Below are 19848 nucleotides of genomic sequence, written 5' to 3'. Positions count from 1 at the left end.
CCGAACCACCCCCCCTCTACCCCTCTCGGACCATCATGACTCGCCCCCTCGCCGTCGCCGGTCTTTGGATCGGTGCCGCCGCCCTCGTCGTCGCCTGTGCTCCGTCTCGTCTGGACAGCCGCTCCGGTGGCCACGACGGCCACGCCGGAGTCGTCACCAAGGAGGCCCAGGCCGCCATGACGCCGCGCCAGGTCTTCGACGATCTGCGCTCCGGCAACGAGCGCTTCGTCGACGGGAACCTCACGAACTACGACTTCGGCGCGCAGGTGGAAGCCACCGCGAAGGGTCAGTTCCCGAAAGCCGTCGTGCTCTCCTGCCTCGACTCCCGCGTGCCCCCGGAGATCATCTTCGACCAGGGCATCGGCGACATCTTCGTCGGCCGCGTGGCCGGCAACTTCGAGAACGTCGACATGCTCGGCAGCATGGAGTTCGCGACCGCCGCCGCGGGTTCGAAGCTGATCGTCGTCCTCGGCCACTCGGCCTGTGGCGCGGTCAAGGGCGCCGCCGACGGAGTCGAGCTCGGCAACCTGACCGCGATGCTCGACAACTTCGACCCGGCCCTCGCCGCGGCGAAGCGGACGACGCCTGGCCCCTACGACTCGAGCAACACCGCCTACGTGAGCGCCGCCGTCGAGGCCAACGTCCGCCAGACCATGGCCGACGTGCTCGCGCGCAGCTCGGTCATCAAGGACCAGGTCGACGCGGGGAAGGTGATGGTCGTCGGCGGGGTCTACGACCTGGCCACCGGACGGGTCACCTGGATCGACGCCTGATCGCTGGCACGCTCGGCTCCGTCCTGGAGCTGGAGCGCCCCACCGAGGCGAGGAGCCGGGCCGCGCGCGTGCGCGGTCCGGCTCCTCGCGTTCCAGCGCTCGGGCGGTCCCGGTTCAGGCCGCGCGTTCGAGCGACGGGTCCGAACCGGAGTCGCGTTCCACGGCCGAGCTCTCCGCGGAATTCGCCCCGCTCGCCGCCTCGGTGGCTCGCTGCGCGTGTTCGACCAGAGCCGTCAGACGCACGGCGAGATCCTGCAGCTCGTCGCCCTTGCGCAGGCGGCAGGCGCCGACGGGCTCGCCCGCGAGGTAGCGATCGATGTAGCGCTCGAAGACGTGGATCGGTCCCGCGATCCGCTGGGTGACGATCAGTCCGACGTAGCCCATGAGCGGCACGAGCAGAGCCACCGTCCAGAGCAGGTTCTCCGTCATCGTGAGCGGCAGGCGCTCGGTCAGGGCTTCGGCGCCCGCGTCCTGCGCCTTCATGAGCTCGACGATCGAGCGGTTGACCAGGATGAGTTGGAAGCAGCCGCTGACGCAGGCGAGTGCGACGAAGACGGCGACCATCCGCAGTTGGAGGCGCGGTTTGATCGGCTTGCTCGAACGAGTACGCATGTGGGTTCGGGGCGCTGGGGCTCGGTGCGTGTCGCCGAAGAGCGTGTCGCACAGCGGGGCCGCCTCGGTGTGTCGATCGCCCTCCCGCTCCGACCGAAGGGGTGCGCGCCGTTCGGTCCACCACGGGGACCACGGTCGGCCCCAGCGCGACCTCGCAGGGGCAAAGGTGCCCAGGTTCGGAAACGATTTCCGGGTGGAGCGCTCGGGACGACACCGAGCACGCGCGGCACGGGTGGGCAGGCCCCTGGGCATCCGCTACAACCCGTCGCCACCTCCCGCTCGCCGCTTCGCCCCATGCCGCCCCACTCCGCCGCTCCCCTTGCATCGCGCCGCGTCCTGGTCCTCTTCGCCCATCCGGCCCTCGCCCGCTCGCGCGTGAATCGCGCCCTGGTCGAAGCCGCGCGCCGCGTCGCAGGGGTCACGGTGCACGACCTGTACGAGGCCTACCCGGACTTCGACGTCGACGTGCCGCGCGAACAGGCACTGATGCTCGAGCACGACGTGGTCGTCTGCCAGCATCCGCTCTTCTGGTACTCGACGCCCGCGCTCGTCAAGCAGTGGTTCGATCTGGTCCTCGAACACGGTTGGGCCTACGGCACCGGCGGTGACGCGCTGCACGGCACGTACTGGTTGCAGGCCGTCTCGACGGGCGGCCCGCTCACCTCGTACGCGGCCGACGGGCTGAATCGCTACACGCTGGACGAGCTCCTGCGGCCGGTCGAGCGCACGGCCGCCCTGTGCGGCATGCGGACGCTGCCGGCCTTCCGCGTGCACGGGACGCACGGCATGCGGCAGAGCGAGATCGACCTTCATGCCGCCGAGTACGCGCGTCTGCTCGAGTGGCTGCGCGACGCCCCGCTCGACGTCGCCCTCGAAGCCGGACTGCGCGTGGGCGTCGAAGGTCTGCGCGCGCCGGCCACTGCAGCTGCTGGTGGAGCGGCTTCCGAGCGCGAGGCACGCTGATGTACGCCGAGAGCTTCTTCCTCGACGCGCTCGTCTACCTGGCCACGGCGGTCGTCACCGTGCCGATCGCGAAGCGCCTGGGGCTCGGATCGGTGCTCGGCTACCTGCTCGGCGGGATCCTGATCGGCCCGTTCGCGCTCGGGTTCGTCGGCGCGGAGGGTCAGGACGTGCTGCACTTCGCCGAGTTCGGTGTGGTGCTGATGCTGTTCGTCATCGGACTCGAACTCGAGCCGGCGCGCGTGTGGCGCATGCGCGGACCGATCCTCGGGCTGGGCGGTCTGCAGGTACTCGCGACGTCGGCGGCGCTGACCGGGCTCGCGATCTGGGCGGGCGTCGAGTGGCGTTCGGCGCTCGCGATCGGCCTCGCGCTGTCGCTGTCGTCCACCGCCATCGTGCTGCAGACCTTGGACGAGAAGGGCTTGATGCACACGGCCGGCGGACAGAGCGCGTTCGCCGTCCTCCTGTTCCAGGACATCGCGGTGATCCCGATGTTGGCGGCCTTCCCGCTGCTCGCGGTCCATGCGGCGCCGACGGGCAGCGAAGCCGCCACGGAACACGCGAGCGTCGAGCACGGAAGCAGCTGGGTCGCCGGGCTCGGTCCGTGGGAACAGGTCGGCGCCGTGCTGGGCGCGGTCGTGGCCATCGTCGTGGTCGGGCGCTACGGGCTGCGGCCGATCTTTCGCGCCATCGCCGCGAGCGGTCTGCGCGAGGTCTTCACCGCCGCGGCCCTGTTGCTCGTGATCGGCATCGCGCTCCTGATGACGAAGGTCGGACTCAGCCCGGCGCTCGGCACGTTCCTCGCGGGCGTCGTGCTCGCGAACTCCGAGTTCCGGCACGAACTCGAGAGCGACATCGAACCCTTCAAAGGGCTCTTGCTCGGACTGTTCTTCATCGCGGTCGGGACCTCGATCGACTTCGAACTGATCGGCGCGGAACTGGGGACGATCCTCGGTCTGGTGGCCGGGCTGGTCGTCGTGAAGCTCGTGGTCCTGCACCTGCTCGGGCGCCTGTTCCGGCTCGGTCTCGACCAGAACCTCTTGTTCTCGTTCGGACTGGCCCAGGGCGGCGAGTTCGCCTTCGTCCTGACCTCGTTCGCGCTCTCGGCGGGGGTGCTGAGCGAGACTCTCGCCGGTCGCGTGATCGCGGTCGTCGCCCTGTCGATGGCGCTAGCTCCGGTGCTGATGCTCTTCGACGAGAAGGTGCTGCGGCCGCGCACGGGGACGCGCGAGAGCGGGCCGCCGCGCGCGACCGACGTGGAGGACCAGGAGCGGCGCGTGGTGATCGCGGGCTACGGACGCTTCGGCGAGATCGTCGGACGCGTGCTGAGCGCCGGCGGCGTGCGGGCGACGGTGCTCGACGTGGACTCCGACCAGGTCGACCTGTTGCGCCGCCTCGGCTTCGAGGTCTTCTACGGCGATGCGACGCGGCACGATCTGCTCGCCGCCGCTGGCGCCGCGCGGGCCGAACTACTGGTGGTCGCCGTCGACGACCCAGAGCGTGCCGCGAGCATCGTCGACACCGCGCGGAAGCACTTCCCCCACCTGCGCATCTTCGCGCGCACGCGGGGCCGCGTGGACGCCCAGGAGTTCATGGTGCGCGGCGTCGACGACGTCTATCGCGAGACGCTGGACTCGGCCCTGCGAATGGGCAGCGACGCACTGAACGCGCTCGGAACGCCCGCGCACCAGGCGCTGCGCACGACCCAGGCCTTCAGGCGGCACGAGGAGAAGCTCGTGCGCGAACTGGCCGAACACCGGCACGAACGCCAGATCGTCGATCTCGCGCGCCGGCGCATCGCCGACGTCGAAGCCACCCTCGAGGCGGACGCCCGACGCCACGTCGAACCCAAGGACGCGGGCTGGGACACCACGTCGCTCGCGCGCGACTTCGCCGCCCGGCCCGACGGCGATCGGCCCGACGGCGATCGGCCCGACGGCGATCGGCGATCTTGAGTTCGCGAGCGCGTCGGCCACGCGAGTTCGGATCGGTCGCCTCGCTCCGCGTCGTGCTCGACGGGTCCGGGAGGCTCCGTTCGCGTGCGTCGAGGTCGCGTGCACGGGACGGAGCGGGGCTCCGAGGTCGGCGACGAGCCACGGCGCACCGCGAGCGCGGATGATCGCGGTGGCTCCGTCGCGCACCTGCTCCAAGCTCACCCACAGCTCGCCCCTTCGATGAACACCGACGCCTGGTCCCCCGCCGAGATCGCCGCCCGCGTGGAGACCGTCGGCGTGACCAAGGCGCGAACCGATGCACTCAGCCTGTTCGTCCTGGCGGTGCTGGCGGGCGCGTTCGTGTCGCTCGGCGCACTCCTGTTCACCGTCGTGATGACGAACCCGATGCTGGGCTTCGGAGTGACGCGTCTCGTCGGAGGGCTGGCGTTCTCGTTGGGACTCGTCCTCGTCGTGGTTGCGGGAGCCGAACTCTTCACCGGCAACAACCTCGTGGCGATGGCCTGGGCGTCGGGCAGGATCAGCGGCCGCGAGCTGCTGCGCAACTGGCTGATCGTCTACGCGGGCAACGTGGTCGGAGCCCTCGGAACGGTCGTCCTCGTCCTCCTGGCGGGGACCGATGCGCTCGGTGAGCACGACGTGGGCCGGACCGCGCTCGCCATCGGACACGCGAAGGCCGACATCGCGCCACTGCGCGCCGTGGCGCTCGGCGTGCTCTGCAACGCCCTCGTGTGCCTCGCGGTGTGGCTCGCGTTCGGAGGGCGCAGCGTGGTGGACAAGATCGTCGCGGTCGCGTTCCCGGTCACCGCCTTCGTGGCGCTGGGCTTCGAGCACTCCATCGCGAACTGGTTCTTCCTGCCCTACGCGATCGGACTCGGCGCCGACGGTCTCGTCGTCGGAGCGCTCTCGAACCTCTTGTTCGTGACCATCGGCAACGTTCTGGGCGGCACGTTCCTCGTCGCGGGCATCTACTGGATCGCCTACCTGCGGCCCGGTCGGCGCGCGGACGGCGATCCGCAGTGAGCCTGGAACGCGAACCGCGCGGCGCCCTTCGTCCGAATGGACGAGGAGCACCGCGCGGCGCGCGATCACGGTCGGACCTGCGACCTAGTAGCGCGGACGGCGGTCGTCCTCGCGGCCGCGGTAGCCACCGTTCGGACGTCCGGAGTAGCCGCCCTGCGAGCCGCCCGGGCGCTGGCCGCGGCCGTCGTTGTCACGGCGCTGGTAGCCGCTGTTGCTGCGGCCCTGGCCCGGACCGAAGTCGCGCCCGCGGTCGGGGACGAAGCCACCGCGCGCGGGACGATCGCCGCGGTCGCCGCTCGCGGCCGGGCCACCGTCGCGGTCGCGCCGGATCATGATGCGCGGGTCGCGCGGGTCGCGGCGCCCGGCCTGTTCCTCGAAGCGCGCGGCCACGTCGGCGTTGACGTCGAACGTGCTCGCGTTGGGGTGGATCGCGATGGAACCGATGTCGGACCCGGTCACGTCGCCACGGCGGCAGGCGATCGCCAGGAGGCGGCCGGGCGTCGCGCCCTGGTTGTTGCCGTAGTTCATGAAGAACCGCACGGTGCCCATGTCGGACACGCGCGGCCGACGCTCACCACCGCTGTGGCGCGGGCCGTCCGAGCGAGATCCGTGGGAACCGCCGCGGTCGTTCCCGTAGCGCTCGCCCTGGTTCGAGCTGCGATCCTCGCGCCAGGTGTTGCGCTGGCGCGTGCCGTCGGCGCGGCGATCGTCCACAGGACGCATGACCTCGACGTCGCGCGCGGCGGCGCGGCCCGAGGGCTCGAGGCGCGCGAGCAACGCGGCGACGAGCGTACGCGCGTCGTGCTCGGCGAGCAGGGCGTCGGCGGCCTCGAGGCGCCCGGCGTCGGGCTCGGCGGTCAGCGACTCGGCGATGCGCGCCTTCAGGGCCTCGGTCTCGCGGGCCTGGACCACCTTGCGCACCTCGGCGGCACCGGGAATCGGCAGCCAGGTCAGGTCGACGCCCGCGTCGCCCAGGATGCGCGCGACCTTGCGGCGGCGGCTCGGGTGCGCGAAGAGCACGCTGCGACCGGAGAGTCCAGCGCGGCCCGTGCGGCCCGAGCGGTGCGTGTAGATCTGGCCGTCGATCGGCGGCGCCATGTGGACCACGAGCGCGACCTCGGGCACGTCGAGACCGCGCGCGGCGACGTCGGTCGCCACCAGCACGTTCGCGCGACCGTCGCGGAAGGCACCGAGGGTGCGTTCGCGCTGGCTCTGGGCCAGCTCGCCCGAGAGCGGCAGGGCCGAGAAGCCGTCGCCCTCGAGCAGTTCGGCCAGTTCGAGAGCCTCGGCGCGACGCTCGACGAAGACCAGGCTGCGCTGCTCGCCGCCGAGCAGCAGGAGGTTCACGAGCGCGTTGTAGCGATCCTCTCCGCGCACCAGGTGGCCCTGGTGCTCGATGTTGGCGTTGGCCTCGCCGAGGCGCGTGCCCTCCAGCTCGAGCGCGTCGCGTTGGTAGCGCTCGGCCAGTCGGCGGATGCCGTCGGGGAACGTGGCCGAGACCATGTGCGTGCGGCGGTCCGAGGGCGTGCCGTCGAGGATGCCCTCGAGTTCCTCGCGGAAGCCCATGTCGAGCATCTGGTCCGCTTCGTCGAGCACGAGTTCGCGCACGGCCGACAGGTCGAGCACACCGCTCGAGACGTGGTCGAGCAGTCGGCCCGGCGTCCCGACGAGGATGCGCGCGCCGCGCTTGAGGCGCGTGCGGTCGGCGTGGACCGGCGTGCCGCCCGTGACGACGAGCACGTGGGCTCCGTCGATGTTCGCGAACAGCCAGTGGAGCTCTTCGCGCACCTGCTGGGCGAGTTCGCGCGTCGGAACGATGATCAGCGCGTCGGGTCCGCGGCCGTCGTCGGTGCGGGGCGTCAGCAGCGACTGGGTGATCACCATGCCGAGGGCGACCGTCTTGCCCGACCCGGTCTGGGACGAGATCTTCAGGTCGCGACCGACGGCTTCCGGCGCGAGCACCGCTTCCTGCACGAGGGTCAGGGAGTCGAAACCACGGCCTTCGAGGGCGCCGACCAGGACCTTCGGCACGCGGGCGAAGGGGCCGGTGCGCTCGGGCTCGGGCTCGGCTTCGGGCGCGGCTGCCGTTTCGGCGACGGGCTCGGGGGCGTCGGCTGATTCGACTTCGACGTCGGCTCCCACCGGCGCCTCGGATGCGACCTCGGCAACGACGTCGGTGCCGGCGCTCGAACGCAGCTCGAAGCTGGGCTCGTCCTCGTCGAGCAGCAGCGCGTCGATCTCGTTCGCGTCGGCGGCTTCACCGAGCGCTTCGGCGACCGGCTCGGCGACGACCGCAGCGGAGGGGCTCACTTCGAGCTCGACCGGGGCCGCGTCCATCTCGGCCGCGTCCATCTCCACGGCGTCCAACTCGTCCTCGAGCGACGCCGTGTCGACGGCAGCATCGGAGGCGTTCCAGTCACGCTGGGGCGAATCGTTCTGGGTGCGCACGGGTGCGCGCTCGCCCGCAGGCGAGTTCTCTTGGCGTTCCATCAGTCTTCCCACTGCCGGCGGTGCCGGCATCACTCGTTTCGGCTGCCGCGACGCCCTCGTGGACGACCGGCAGCGGTGAAGCGGAAGACTAGGAAGAAGGACCGACCGGGTGCGCCCGAGCGCTGGGGATCACCAGCGCTGCGCCCCGAGAGACTTCGTCATCCCCCGCGCGAACCTGGGACCGTAACACAGGTCGACCCGCGCGCACGAACACAACATCGAGGAAACACGCGCGGCTGGTGAGGTGCAACGGGACTCGACCGCGGACTCGGGACCCCCACGGGCGCGCGGAGCCTCCCGCCGGCGCCGCCCCCACCCCCATCAGGACGCCCAGGCACTGGCCGGCGGCCTCGAACCGACGCTCAGCGCCTGGGGAGATTCTGCTTCCAGTACTCGAGTCCGAAGGTCTCGAGCGGCACCGACGGCGCGCCGTCGAGGCGCACGACGCCGAAGGCAAGGGCCCCGTCCGGCGCCACGAACACCTGGAGCAGTGCATCGTCGCCCGTGTCGCCGATCCCCACGGCCACGTAGCTCAGGTCCACGTCCGTCTCGCGGTGGAAGAAGAGCGGCAGGCGGCCTTCGATGCCGATGTCGCCGGACATCCAGACCACCGGCTTGTGGGCGGCGAGCGCGCGCACGGACGGGAGCACTTCGCGCACGAACCCGTCGTCCTCCACGTAGCCGCGGCGCGCGTTCACGAAGCGCGCGACGATCTCGAACTCCTCGCGGGCGTCCGCCCACACGAGCTTGTGGCTGTGGATCACGACGGTGCGGACCGACTCGGTGGTGCGCGCGTGCTCGAGCATCGTCGTGAACCACTCGAGCTGGCGCCCCGCGATGCGACCGCTGTCGGCCTCGGTGTCGAGCACGAGGTGCAGCACGGGTCCGTACTCGAGGAAGCCCGCGGTCGGGTGCGGGTACTCGCGCAGCCACACGTCGCGCACCGCCACGTCGTGGTTGCCGACCGCGTTGAAGAGCGGCATGTCGAGGGCGTCGACGAAGCCCGTGCGCAGGCCGTACAGGTGCTTGGGCGTCAGGTAGCGGACGATGTCGCCGAGGCCCATGAAGAACGCGGCACCGGACTCCTCGAGCCGGTCGAGACTTCCGAGCAGCGACGCGGACGGGTAGATCGACGCGGTGTTCTTGGGGCTCCCGTACAGGTGGCCACCGACGAGGAAGCTGTACGCCCCGTCGCCCTCGAGCGGCGGCAGCGCGCGACCGTTGAGCGCGTGCGCGGCGAGGTCCGCGGGCTCGGTCACCTCGACCGGCTCGGGCAGGTCCTGGGCGGCGCGCGGGAGTGCGCTCGCGGGTGCCTCGATCGGCGCCGAGGCGCTCGGCCAGGTTCGAACGAACGTCGATCCCGCGGCGAGGAGGCAGGCGACGACGGCGAGTGTTCTGCGCATCAGGAGTCTTGGGTCCAGGTCAGCACGGGCTCTCCCCAGAGGATCCAGGCCACGCGGGCGGCACCCGTCACGTCCTCGTCGTCCCTCTCGATGGGCCGGACGCGCAGCTCGACGTCCACCGTGCGATGGGCGAAGTCCGCGAGGTCCTGCACCCAAGGATGCCAGACCTCCGGCTCGTTGAGGTAGCGATGCCCCACGACCTCGCCGTCGACCACCAGCTCGCACAGCGCGCCCGCGTAGCCCTCGGCGTGGTACGAGGGCACGCCCAGCGCGACCGAGAAGCTCGGCGCCGCGCCCAGCCGGACGTTCGGGAAGCGCACCGACCCCACCGCCCCGTCCCCCTCGGACGAGGTGTGGCCCCGGCGCAGTCGGATCGAGGACTTGGTCTGCTGCTGGAGCCTCGCCCAGCGGTCGAAGCCCTGGGTCCCTTGGTCGGACTCGGCCCACCCGAGGACGCCGGCGAGATCGAGCACGAGGGGACCTTCACCGCGCACGTGAACCAGTTCACCGAGCGCCTCGCGACCGCGCTCGAGCGGGTTCGCGAGCACCGTCGTCGTCAGGTCGATGCCCTGGGTCTCGGAGTAGGCCTCGGCCAACGCGTGCCAGCCGTCGGCGCGGCGCAGCGACACCAGGGCCCAGCTCGCGCGCTCGGCACGGAAGGGCGAGACGCGCGCGCCGAGCGTGCGGACGGTCTCGTCGAACACGGTGCTGTCGCCGGACGCGGGCCGCACATCGCCCTGCACCGCCAGGACGAGGACCGAACCTTCGGGCGCGATCGAAGCGGAGTCGGCGATCTTGACGATGCCCTGCGGGTCGCGCGCCAGGTCGAAGTTCAGGAAGAACTCGAGCTCGAGGTCGGGTCGCAGCATCACCGTGCGCAGGCCCGAGGTCTCGCCGCGTTGGGTCAGGAGAAGGTCGCCGACCGCGATCGTGTCGAGGACCGACTCGTCGCCGCCCTGGAGCGCGGCGGCCGGCAGCATGTGGCCGCGACTCGTGACGAGCACGTTGGTGGCCCGCGCACCACCGCGCTGGGATCCGGACGAGGACTCGAACACCACCGCGGTCCGCAGGCCGATGGCCAACAGCAGGAGCACGAGCGCGAGAGGAACGATCGAACGCACGGAGACCTCTACTCGGGGAAGATCGAGGGGTGCGGTCCGTCGGGGGCCGACGAGGCCAGGACGAACTTCGAACAGCGGTCCACGAACAGCGGCAGGTGGTTCAGGAGCTCGCGCGCGCGCTCGTAGTGCTGGGTCGCGCACTTCGCCTCGATCACGAGGATGCGGTCGATGAACGACGACTGGGCGCGGGACAGGCGCCAGCGCAGGCGTTGGTCCCAGGTCCGCAGCTCGCGGTCCACCGTGATCCGCACGGTGCCGTCGGCGGTCGTGAAGTAGTCGCGGGTGTAGGAGATCCACTGCACGGGCTCGAGGCCCTGGCGCAGGTCGGCCGCCCAGTCCGCGGGCACGTTCGCGATCAGATGCCGCATGAACGTCAGGCGATCCGTGCCCTCGACGTCGACCTCCGCGTCGATACGCGCCAGGTCCTTCCAGCCGAGGAGGTTCTCGCGCACCTTGCGCTCGAGCGTGCCGCGCACGCCCGTCGCTCCGTCGCCGTACCAGCGAAAGCGCAGCTTCTCGCGGTGACTGATGCCGGCCAGGTTCTCCTCGAGCGCGTTCCCGTCGGGCGTGTCGAGGTAGACGCTCTGGACGCGCCGCGGCGGGTAGAGCGTCCGGACGGCGGCGGGGTGCAACCGCATGGCCGCGAGCACGCGCGGGTACGCGGACTCCTGGCACGCCATCTTGATCTCGTAGCGCAGGGCGTTCGGATCGCGGTGTCCGGTGTCACTGGCCAAGGATCTTGTCCTCGTACAGCTGCTTGACGTCCAAGTCCTGCGTCGGCTGCTCCACGCCGTCGATGACGAGCGTGCTGCCCGTCTGCGTGATCTGGTCGCCCAAACCGGAGCCCTCGATCGTCACGTTCTCGACGACCATCTGTGTGGGGCCGAACTCGGGCTTCTTCACGAAGGCGGCCAGCGCGTAGTTGCGCGCTCCACGGATCGTCATGTCGCGGGCGTCCACGCGCGAGCGGTCCTTCGACGCGATGCCGATCGAGACCTGGTCGCAGATGCCGCCGTAGACGCGCACGATGCTGTTCTCACCGGCCGAGACGCCCTTGTCCCCCATGTCGATGAAGCGGCAGTTCTCGACGGTCACGTCGCTGCCGCTGAAGTCGACGCCGTCGGCCAGACCTTCGGTGAACAGGCAGTCGCGCACGATGCCGGTCACGAAGTCGCCGTCGAACGAGTCGGACACGCATCCGCGGAACGTGACGCGCTCCATCAGGAAGTCGCAGCCGAAGATGTTGGTGCCGTCCTCGGCCAGCGTGCCGTCGATGACGCAGTCGAGCATGGTCACGGGCGAGTGGTAGAACGTGATACCACCGGTGACGATCCAGCCCGCGCGAGCGACGGCGTCGGTCTTGCGCACGACGACGGACTTCCAGGTCGAACGACCGCTCGCCCCCAGGACGGCGATTCCGCGCCACCGCTCGAGACCAGGCTTGGGCTCGAGCGTCACGCCCTCGAACACGAGCGGCGCGTCGGTCAACAGGACGGCGTCCTCGTCGAAGCGCAGTCGCACGTTCGGCGACGCGTGCAGCGTGTACCCCGAGGGCACGATCAGGTCGCCGTCCACGTCCCAGTTGCCGGGGCGCAGGAACAGCTGTCCCGAGGCCGGACGGAACTCGAGGCACGCATGCTTGGCGAGCGCCTCGGCCAAGGTCGGCGGATCCGGTCGACCGTCCTCGCTCTCCCAGTTCGGGTCGACGCGGCGCATGCGCAGGGCCTCGCTCTGCACCGCGGTCGCGGCGAGCGGGCGGAACAGGGCGTCGACGTCGAGGTCGAGCGTGTCGCGCGCCGCCCCCTGGGCGCGCGCGGCGGCCAGCACCTGTTGGACGTTCTCGAGGTTCGCCAGGCGCTCGTTCATCGGGAAACGGAAGCGCACCGTGCGTCCGTCGGGCGGCAGGACCACGCCGCCGGCCGCGAGCACGCGCACGGCGTCGGGGTCGCTCGCCAGGTAGCCGCTGGCCGACAGCCGCAGTCCGTTGCTGAACTCGAAGCCCTCGACAACGACCGGGGTGCGCGTGGTCGACCAGGCGTCGACGAAGATGTCACCCGCGACGACGCCCGTTCCGTCCTCGCCACCCCCGCCGCTGCTGCCTTCGGCGAAGGCGTAGGAGGCGTGGAAGTTGATCGGGTCGACCGGGTACAGGACGGTGCGCAGGAAACCCGCCTGGGTCCGCAGCCGCTGCACCATGGCGGCAGGCGTGTTCTGACCCGCCAGCCCGTAGTGCGCCTCGAGTGCCGCCTCGTAGACCGCCATCTCCTCGCCCAGGTCGGCCATCAACTCGTTGACGTACTCCGGGCGGCAGTAGTGGCCGAGGCGTTCGAACACGCCGTCGTAGTAGGTGCGGCTGCGCCCGAACTCGCGCATCAGGGCGGACTCGCGCATGACGACCGGGTCGCGCGGTCCCGGGTGGTCCGCGTCCGTGTCGAACAGGATCGGCTCGAGGCGGTTCAGCACGGGGTCGTGGTAGAAGCGCATGTTGTGCCAGATCAGCGGGTGCTGGAGCTGGAACAACGACGCGAGGGCGTGCATGTCCGCGAGTCGGTCGACGGCGAGGATCGTGTCGATCGACTCGCCCTGCACGCGATCGAGTGCCTCGAGGCGGCGCAGCGCGTCGTGGGACGTCGTCGCGGACACGGCCAGCGCCTGCAGCTCGCGCATCTTCTCGACGGCGCTGTAGAACGAGCGCGCCAGCGCGTCCGATCCGTCCAGCCGCTTCTCCTTGAACGCGCGGACGTAGGCGGGGTCCACGCTCCACACGCTCGAGGCGGTCAGCGGAACCGGCAGCTCGACGCCCTTCGGCGGCACGTTGCGGGCCTGCAGCAGCGTCGACCAACGCGTGCCTTCGTCCCACAGCACGATCGGCCCTTCGCGTCGCCCTTGGGACTCGAGCAGCTCCTTGCTGAAGTGCTCCTCGAGGTAGTAGATGCCGAGCGGATTGCCGTTGATCGCGACGTTGACGAAGGTCGAACGCGGTGCGAGCAGGCCCTCGCGGCGGGCGGCCGCCAGGACGAACCACTCCCACAACCAGCCCCGAGTCTTCGGGTGCTGGATCGAGAAGGTCGACATCCCGAGGATCTTCCCGTCCTTCAGTTCGACGCGCAGCGACCACTGGTCGGTGTCGACGTGGTCGGTCCAGTCGCCCTTGATGCGCACGGTCCCGTTCAGGGTCTTGCCCTCGAAGGCCAGCTGCATCGGGACGGTGTCGTCGTCGGACTGGACGATGATGCCGCGGCTCATCGCGCGCTCGCGCACGTCCTGGATGCGCGCGGCGGCCTCCGGCGTCAGTTCGAAGTCGAGCGTGTCGAGACCGTTCTCGGGCGCGGGCGGCGGAGCTTCGTTCGGAACGAGGAAGGCCTCGAGGTGGCGGACCTCCGCCGTCGGTTCGAGGACCGCTCCCCCGCTGTCGGACGCGATCCACTCGAACGGAGCGAGCAGGACGCCGATCACGACTCCCAGGCCCAGAAGGACCAGGCCAGTCCACACGCCAGTGCCGTCCGTATCGGGTCGTTTCAGAAGCATCGGTGCGCTCTCAGTCCAGGCTGCCGGCCTCGACGATGCTCACCGCGGAACCGGGCAGGGCCTTCTGGATGCTCCCGACCAGCGACCCCATCTTGCCTGGGTCGAGGCGGTCGAGAACGAGGTTGGCGTTGAAGGTCGAACCCTCCACGTCGAGGCGCCGGAGGTCGACGCCGCCCGCGGACTCGGCCGACGCCTCCTGCAGCTGGCGCAGCGCCGTATCGGCGTCGGTCCCGTCCAGCTGGCAGGACACGTGCAGCATGACGCGCGGCGGCAGGGCGCCGGAACTCTTGCGTCCCGCGATTCCGAGGTAGAGCAGGATCGTCAGGACGACGACCGTCGTGATGATCCCCTCGTTCGCGCCGACGCCGACGCCGATCGCCACCGCCAGGAACAGGTAGGCGAGTTCCTCGGGCTCCTTGATCGGGGTCCGGAAGCGGATGATCGACAGCGCACCGACGAGACCCAGCGAGAGCGCCAGGGACGTCTGGACGACCGAGATCACCAGCATCGTGGTGGCCGCCACGAAGACGAAGACGCGCGCGAACTTCACCTTGTTCGAGAGCACCCGGCTGAAGCGCACGTAGTGCCACGCGAGGATCTGCGACAGCACGAGCGCGACGGCCAGGTTGACGAAGATCCGGGGGAGATCGAGGTTCTGGAAAGTGCTGTCGCCGGACAGACTGTCGAACAGTTGGGACCAGTTCATTCGAGGGGGAGACGGCAGGCTGCCGCGCGACGGAGCACCGACGGATGCTCGCAGGGCGCGGCCGGGGAGGGCTCGCAACCGAAACTTTGCCCCATCTTCACTCCTCTGGAGCGGTGGATCCGTCGATTTCTGCGCCCCGGGCGGGCGAGACGGGGCGGCGTCGCGGGAGCGGGCCGACGAACCCCTCGGCGCCGCGCGACCGCTGCGTGCCCGTGATCGAGCGGCGTCGGGCGGCCGACCGCGGGACCTCGACCGGGTGGCCCCGCAGGTCGACCGCGGCGCGCCCCGGTCGATCGCGCGTCACGCCAACGCGTCGGTCGCCACGTGGTAGCGCGGGTCCTCGATCACGTTGACCTCGACCATGCCCCCCGCCTTGCGCAGCAGCTGGCGGCACTCGGGACTCAGGTGGCGCAGGTGCAGCTCCTTCCCGACGTTCAGGTAGCGCTCCGCCAAGGAGTCGATCGCCTCGATGGCCGAGTGGTCCGACACCCGCGCGTACTGGAAGTCGATGATCACGTCGTCGGGGTCCTGGCGCGGGTCGAAGAGCTCGGAGAAGCGCTTGGTCGAGCCGAAGAACAGCGGGCCGTGCAGGGTGTAGACGCGCGCGCCCTCTTCGTCCGTGCGCGCCTCGACGTAGACGTTCTTCGCGTGCTTCCAGGCGAAGACGAGCGCCGAGACGACCACGCCGACGAAGACCGCGACGGCGAGGTCCGTGGCGACCGTGACCGACGAGACCAGGACGATCACGATGGCGTCCGACTTCGGGACCTTCGTCAGCACGCGGATGCTCGACCACTCGAAGGTGCCGAGGACCACCATGAACATCACACCCACGAGCGCCGCGAGGGGCACGACCTCGATCAGCGGCGAGGCCACGAGGACGAACGCGAGCAGCACCAGCGACGCCGTGATGCCCGACAGGCGCCCGCGACCGCCCGAGTTGATGTTGATCATGCTCTGGCCGATCATCGCGCAGCCGCCCATCGCGCCGAACACGCCACAGGTCAGGTTCGCGGCGCCCTGGGCCACACATTCCTTGTTGCCGCGGCCACGCGTCTCGGTGATCTCGTCCACCAGCGTCAGCGTCAGGAGCGACTCGATCAGGCCCACCGAAGCGAGGATCACCGCGTAGGGCAGCACGATCCGCAGGGTCTCCAGGTCGAACGGCACGTCGGGCAGGGCGAAGACCGGCAAGCCACCGGCCAGCGACGCGCTCGCGTCCCCGGTCATCGTGCGCAGGAAGTCGACGACGGTCGGGGTGTCCAGATCGAGTCCGATGGTGACCAGCGTCACGCCGACGATCGCCGCGAGCGACGCGGGCACGGCCTTCGTCAACTTCGGCAGGAAGTGGATCGTCGCCATCGTCGCGGCCACGAGTCCGAGCATCACCAGCAGCGGCGTGCCGGACATCCACTCGAGCGAACCGTCCGGCCCCGTGACCTTGAACTGACCCAGCTGCGCCAGGAAGATCACGATCGCGAGCCCGTTCACGAACCCGAGCATCACGGGGTGCGGCACCATCCGGATGAACTTGCCGAGGCGCAGTACCCCGGCGAGCACCTGCAGCGCCCCCATCAGGAGCACCGCCGCGTACATGTACTGGATGCCGTGTTCGGACACGAGGGACACGAGCACCACGGCCAGGGCGCCGGTCGCCCCCGAGATCATCCCGGGCCGACCGCCGAAGATGCTGGTCACGAGCCCGACGATGAAGGCGGCGTGCAGGCCGACGATCGGAGGCACGCCCGCCACGAAGGCGAAGGCGACCGCCTCGGGCACGAGGGCCAGCGCGACGGTGAGCCCCGACAGGAGGTCGGTGCGTGTGGTGGCGGGAGCCTGTGAGCGAAGGTCGAACACGGAAGGGACGGACGCGCTGGGAGTCGAAGGGTGGTGGCCGGACGGACTCTGGCGGCCCGGGACGAACCGCGCAGGGTAGCGAGGTCGCGCGCGACCTCCAGGACCATCCGTGCTCCGCGCGAGGCGGCGCCCCACCGCCGGACCTCGGACGCCCACGCGCTCGCGCCCGAGCGGGCCGCGGCGCGCGCGGTCGAACTCAGACCACGTAGAGCACTTCCGCGCGGGCCGCGAGCGCGCGCCAGATCCCGGTCCGGTCGTCCTCGTCGCGCACGACTAGCTCCACCGACAGCGAAAGGTACGTGCCGCGCGTGCTGCGCTTCGAAAGGTCCACCGTCACGTCGCGTCCGGCGAGAACCGCGTCGATCGCGGCGCGCAGCGCGCCCTCGTCGCGCCCGAACAGCGTGTACTGCCAGCGCACGGGGTAGTGAATCTCGAGGTCACCGACGTCCATGGAGCGGAGTGTGAGCGGTCGGCAACGCGAGCGGAAGGACGCTGCGCGAAGAACGCTGCGCGCGCGGCGGCGGCGGGGACGCCGAACGCGGCTCCGGGCTCGCGAACCGCGCCACTCGCCGGTCCGACGCGCCACGACCAGGGACTGCTAGGATCGTCCGTCCGCGACGCTCCGTTCCACGCGGACGGCCCCCGCCCCCCAACACCTCCCGTCCCCCGATGCGCCAGCGACTCTTCCGACCGGGTTTCGATCTCGCCGTCGAGGCCGCACCCGCGCGCGTCGAGGCCGAACTCGCCGCGCACCTGCGCAGCGACGCCCCGCTGATCGGCACGGCACTCGGCGGGCACCTGATGCTCACCGTCCCGGCGGACGAGCGCCACTTCTGGTCGCCGTACCTGCACCTGTCGATCGAAGCCCATCGCACCGAGGTCGATTCGCCCGAGCCGGCGCGCAGCTACGTCCGCGGCTTCTTCACGCCGCACCCCAGTCTGTGGACGGCCTTCATGCTGACGTACCTGGCGCTCGGCACGGTGCTCGCCTTCGCGTGCATGTGGGCGCTGGTCCAAGTGGTGCTCGACGAGGCCCCGTGGGCACTGGGCGCGGTCGGTGTCGCGCTGCTCGCCGCCGCCGTTCTGTTCGCGATCGGACGGGTGGGACTGGGACTCGCCACCGCACAGATGAGCGCACTGCGAGCGGAAGTGGAAGTGGCACTGGGACGCGCCGGCGCGTTCGCCCCCCCCGCGGCCTGACGTCCATCCGGGAGCGCGCGCCGCGTTCGACGAGCGCTCACCGCCTGGGGCGGGCTCGGGGGAGCGGTGCACGGGCGGGACCCGACGTCGATTTGAATGCCCGCACCGCGCCGGCCGAACCCAGCCTTGGCGGACGTCGCGCGGCCCCGCGACCGGACCCAGCCCACGTCCGGTCGCGTCGCCCCCGAGCGGTGCCCCTACGAACCGTCAGTCACCGATGCCCGCCGAATCGCCGAAGCAAGGATCCGAGCCGGATCCCGTCGATCGTCTCGCTCCCGCTGGCGACGCGCCGCTACTGCTGGTCGGGCACCAACAGGGCCTCGCGCGCGCCGTCGAACGACTCGGACGGCCGGCGCTCGTGCTCCTGGCGCGCGGCCGGCGTCGCCCTGCGCACCCGGGCATCGTCGGCGTGCGGGAAGTCGATCTCCAACGGGACCTGGCGTCGGTGGAACGGGCCGCGCGCGAGCTGCTCGACGGTCGACGCCCCGCGGCCGTGGTCGCGACCGCCGAACGCACCGTCGTCGTGGCCGCCCACCTGCGCGAGGCCTTCGGCGCGCCGGGGAACTCACGGCGAACGGCACTGGCGTGCGCGGACAAGGTCGTGATGAAGCGCGCGATGCAGGAGCACGACGTGCCGGTCGCCACCTGGCGCGAGGTCACGGCGCGGACCACGGCGAAGGAACTGGTCGACGCCCTCGGCCTGCCGCTGATGCTCAAGCCGCGACGCGACTCCGGCGGTCGGAAGCAGCGACGCGTGACGACCGTCGAAGGTGCCGAGCGCGCCCTGGCGGAGATCGCGGCCCTCGAGAGCGGCGGCTACGGGTGGCTGGCCGAGGGCTGGGTGGAAGGGGTCGAGATGAGCGTCGAATCGTTCGTCCACGGCGGCAACGCGATCTTCTTCAACCCGACCGAGTACTTCGTCCCCCGCCACGCGAACATCCTCCCGGCGGTCCTTCGTCCCGAGTCCGCCCGCGAGATCCGCGCCTTCGCCGAACGCGCCGTCGAGGCGGCCGGAGTCGAACGGGGCATCACCCACGTGGAGCTGTTCCGAACGCGGCGCGGACTCGTGCTGGGCGAGTTGGCGTCGCGCCCGCCCGGAGGTCGCCTGATGAAGCTCCTCGCCCGCGCATGGGGCTTCGATCCGTGGGAAGCGCTGCTGCGGATCGAACTGGGCGAGTGCCCGACGCTGCCCACCGAGCCGCGGCGCACGTCCGGGGTCTGGATCGTGCACCCCGGAGCCGGCCGTCTGCGCGCGATCCACGGCGTGGACACGGCGCGTGCGGTGCCCGGCGTCCGAAGGGTCGCTCTGAAGGCCGAACCGGGCGACCTCGTCGCCCCGCGCGAAGGATCGGGCCAGGACCTGGGGGCCATCTTCGCGGACGGCGCCGATCGCGACGCGGTCGCCGCCAGCCTGACCGCGGCGCACAGGGCCCTGCGCTTCGAACTGGAGTGAACGATCCGTCAGCCCGGAACGGGCGGCCTCGCTCCCGACGGGTCAGGGCCTTTGGCGCTCGGTGCGAGTGGCTCGACAGGACTCGCGAGACGCCGTGCGACGGCCGCGCGACCGAGGCTGCTAGTTGACGGAGCCCGGCCCCCGATGGTCTGCTTCGCGCCTTCCCCCTCCCCTCCCCCCAATCTCAAGAAGGTGAATGCCCATGGGCATGCTCAAGGAATTCAAGGACTTTGCCGTCAAGGGCAACGTGATGGACATGGCCATCGGCATCATCATCGGTGGTGCGTTCACGCCCATCGTGAAGAGCATGGTTGACGACATCATCATGCCGCCGATCGGCATGCTCCTGGGTGGCGTCGACTTCTCCGAGTACAAGCTCGTGATCCAGGAAGCCTCGGTCGCCGCCGACGGCACCGAGGTCGCCGCCGTCGCGATCAACTACGGCAACTTCATCAACATCTGCATCACCTTCGTGATCATCGCCTTCGCGGTGTTCATGCTGGTGAAGGGCATGAACCGCCTGCGCCGCGAAGAAGAAGCGGCCCCCGCCGCCCCGACGACGAAGGACTGCCCGCACTGCCTGATGTCGATCCCGATCGCGGCGACGAAGTGCGGCCACTGCACGTCGCCGGTCTGAGCGCGACCTGAGACGCGACGGGGATCGAGCGCGAGAACGACCCCCGCGCTGCGCTCGACCCCAATGCCTCCGGCCACCCGGCGCCCCCTCGGTCCGACCGACCGTGGGGGCGCCTCACGTTCGTGAGCCAGGT

At 70.8% G+C, this 19848-nt stretch carries 16 protein-coding genes; 7 read left to right on the top strand and 9 right to left on the bottom strand.

The window, feature by feature from the left end:
* The first annotated feature begins 35 nt into the window (after positions 1 to 35).
* Positions 36 to 773, top strand: a complete 738-nt coding sequence (locus Pla163_RS08725; protein WP_145186643.1) for a carbonic anhydrase family protein — start codon at positions 36 to 38, stop codon at positions 771 to 773.
* A gap of 114 nt (positions 774 to 887) precedes the next feature.
* Here Pla163_RS08725 and Pla163_RS08720 read toward each other — a convergent pair whose 3' ends face one another.
* Positions 888 to 1385: a hypothetical protein gene (locus tag Pla163_RS08720; protein ID WP_145186640.1), complete on the bottom strand. Its 498-nt coding sequence runs from the start codon at positions 1383 to 1385 to the stop codon at positions 888 to 890.
* A gap of 294 nt (positions 1386 to 1679) precedes the next feature.
* On the opposite strand from Pla163_RS08720, the gene kefF reads away from it, so the two are divergent.
* From kefF to Pla163_RS08705, 3 genes are all read left to right on the top strand, one after another.
* Positions 1680 to 2348: a glutathione-regulated potassium-efflux system oxidoreductase KefF gene (kefF, locus tag Pla163_RS08715; RefSeq protein ID WP_145186638.1), complete on the top strand. Its 669-nt coding sequence runs from the start codon at positions 1680 to 1682 to the stop codon at positions 2346 to 2348.
* The gene (locus Pla163_RS08710; RefSeq protein WP_145186635.1) at positions 2348 to 4300 is read left to right on the top strand and encodes a monovalent cation:proton antiporter-2 (CPA2) family protein; all 1953 of its coding nucleotides are present in this window, start codon (positions 2348 to 2350) and stop codon (positions 4298 to 4300) included. The genes kefF and Pla163_RS08710 overlap by 1 nt, the downstream gene beginning before the upstream one ends.
* A 219-nt stretch (positions 4301 to 4519) precedes the next feature.
* The gene (locus tag Pla163_RS08705) at positions 4520 to 5320 is read left to right on the top strand and encodes a formate/nitrite transporter family protein (RefSeq protein WP_145186632.1); all 801 of its coding nucleotides are present in this window, start codon (positions 4520 to 4522) and stop codon (positions 5318 to 5320) included.
* Positions 5321 to 5404: 84 nt separating this feature from the next.
* Here the strand turns inward: Pla163_RS08705 and Pla163_RS08700 are convergent, their stop codons facing one another.
* The 8 genes from Pla163_RS08700 to Pla163_RS08665 form a co-directional block, all read right to left on the bottom strand.
* A complete protein-coding gene (locus Pla163_RS08700; RefSeq protein WP_145186629.1) occupies positions 5405 to 7810 on the bottom strand; it encodes a DEAD/DEAH box helicase in 2406 nt (801 codons plus the stop codon).
* A gap of 362 nt (positions 7811 to 8172) precedes the next feature.
* Positions 8173 to 9213: a metallophosphoesterase family protein gene (locus Pla163_RS08695; RefSeq protein WP_145186626.1), complete on the bottom strand. Its 1041-nt coding sequence runs from the start codon at positions 9211 to 9213 to the stop codon at positions 8173 to 8175.
* Positions 9213 to 10334 carry a hypothetical protein gene (locus Pla163_RS08690; RefSeq protein ID WP_145186623.1) on the bottom strand — a complete coding sequence of 374 codons (1122 nt, stop codon included), beginning with the start codon at positions 10332 to 10334 and terminating at the stop codon, positions 9213 to 9215. The genes Pla163_RS08695 and Pla163_RS08690 overlap by 1 nt, the downstream gene beginning before the upstream one ends.
* Positions 10335 to 10342: 8 nt before the next feature.
* The gene (locus Pla163_RS08685) at positions 10343 to 11068 is read right to left on the bottom strand and encodes a VTC domain-containing protein (protein WP_145186621.1); all 726 of its coding nucleotides are present in this window, start codon (positions 11066 to 11068) and stop codon (positions 10343 to 10345) included.
* On the bottom strand, positions 11058 to 13862 hold the full coding sequence (locus Pla163_RS08680; RefSeq protein WP_145186618.1) for a CotH kinase family protein: 2805 nt from the start codon (positions 13860 to 13862) through the stop codon (positions 11058 to 11060). Before Pla163_RS08680 ends, Pla163_RS08685 begins: the two co-directional genes overlap by 11 nt.
* 10 nt (positions 13863 to 13872) lie before the next feature.
* Positions 13873 to 14568: a DUF4956 domain-containing protein gene (locus tag Pla163_RS08675; protein WP_145186615.1), complete on the bottom strand. Its 696-nt coding sequence runs from the start codon at positions 14566 to 14568 to the stop codon at positions 13873 to 13875.
* A 300-nt stretch (positions 14569 to 14868) separates the two neighbouring features.
* A complete protein-coding gene (locus tag Pla163_RS08670) occupies positions 14869 to 16425 on the bottom strand; it encodes a SulP family inorganic anion transporter (protein WP_145186612.1) in 1557 nt (518 codons plus the stop codon).
* Between the two features lie 196 nt (positions 16426 to 16621).
* A complete protein-coding gene (locus tag Pla163_RS08665) occupies positions 16622 to 16876 on the bottom strand; it encodes an HP0495 family protein (RefSeq protein WP_145186609.1) in 255 nt (84 codons plus the stop codon).
* 218 nt (positions 16877 to 17094) lie between these two features.
* Between Pla163_RS08665 and Pla163_RS08660 the strand changes: the two genes are divergently transcribed.
* From Pla163_RS08660 to mscL, 3 genes are all read left to right on the top strand, one after another.
* A complete protein-coding gene (locus Pla163_RS08660; protein ID WP_145186606.1) occupies positions 17095 to 17625 on the top strand; it encodes a hypothetical protein in 531 nt (176 codons plus the stop codon).
* Positions 17626 to 17842: 217 nt separating this feature from the next.
* A complete protein-coding gene (locus Pla163_RS08655; protein WP_145186603.1) occupies positions 17843 to 19078 on the top strand; it encodes an ATP-grasp domain-containing protein in 1236 nt (411 codons plus the stop codon).
* Between the two features lie 208 nt (positions 19079 to 19286).
* Positions 19287 to 19715 (top strand): large-conductance mechanosensitive channel protein MscL, encoded by a 429-nt coding sequence (mscL, locus tag Pla163_RS08650; protein WP_145186600.1) that lies wholly within the window; start codon positions 19287 to 19289, stop codon positions 19713 to 19715.
* The last annotated feature ends 133 nt before the right edge of the window (positions 19716 to 19848 follow it).

Source organism: Rohdeia mirabilis (assembly GCA_007750655.1).
Classification (GTDB): domain Bacteria; phylum Planctomycetota; class UBA1135; order UBA1135.
This window is presented reverse-complemented; position numbering and strand designations above follow the sequence as displayed.

What these genes read in the sequence shown, in the direction of transcription:
- Pla163_RS08725 (WP_145186643.1), top strand. Translation starts at nt 36, where the DNA reads ATGACTCGCCCCCTCGCCGTCGCCGGTCTTTGGATCGGTGCCGCCGCC.
- Pla163_RS08720 (WP_145186640.1), bottom strand. Translation starts at nt 1,385, where the DNA reads ATGCGTACTCGTTCGAGCAAGCCGATCAAACCGCGCCTCCAACTGCGG.
- kefF (WP_145186638.1), top strand. Translation starts at nt 1,680, where the DNA reads ATGCCGCCCCACTCCGCCGCTCCCCTTGCATCGCGCCGCGTCCTGGTC.
- Pla163_RS08710 (WP_145186635.1), top strand. Translation starts at nt 2,348, where the DNA reads ATGTACGCCGAGAGCTTCTTCCTCGACGCGCTCGTCTACCTGGCCACG.
- Pla163_RS08705 (WP_145186632.1), top strand. Translation starts at nt 4,520, where the DNA reads ATGAACACCGACGCCTGGTCCCCCGCCGAGATCGCCGCCCGCGTGGAG.
- Pla163_RS08700 (WP_145186629.1), bottom strand. Translation starts at nt 7,810, where the DNA reads ATGGAACGCCAAGAGAACTCGCCTGCGGGCGAGCGCGCACCCGTGCGC.
- Pla163_RS08695 (WP_145186626.1), bottom strand. Translation starts at nt 9,213, where the DNA reads ATGCGCAGAACACTCGCCGTCGTCGCCTGCCTCCTCGCCGCGGGATCG.
- Pla163_RS08680 (WP_145186618.1), bottom strand. Translation starts at nt 13,862, where the DNA reads ATGCTTCTGAAACGACCCGATACGGACGGCACTGGCGTGTGGACTGGC.
- Pla163_RS08675 (WP_145186615.1), bottom strand. Translation starts at nt 14,568, where the DNA reads ATGAACTGGTCCCAACTGTTCGACAGTCTGTCCGGCGACAGCACTTTC.
- Pla163_RS08665 (WP_145186609.1), bottom strand. Translation starts at nt 16,876, where the DNA reads ATGGACGTCGGTGACCTCGAGATTCACTACCCCGTGCGCTGGCAGTAC.
- Pla163_RS08660 (WP_145186606.1), top strand. Translation starts at nt 17,095, where the DNA reads ATGCGCCAGCGACTCTTCCGACCGGGTTTCGATCTCGCCGTCGAGGCC.
- Pla163_RS08655 (WP_145186603.1), top strand. Translation starts at nt 17,843, where the DNA reads ATGCCCGCCGAATCGCCGAAGCAAGGATCCGAGCCGGATCCCGTCGAT.
- mscL (WP_145186600.1), top strand. Translation starts at nt 19,287, where the DNA reads ATGCTCAAGGAATTCAAGGACTTTGCCGTCAAGGGCAACGTGATGGAC.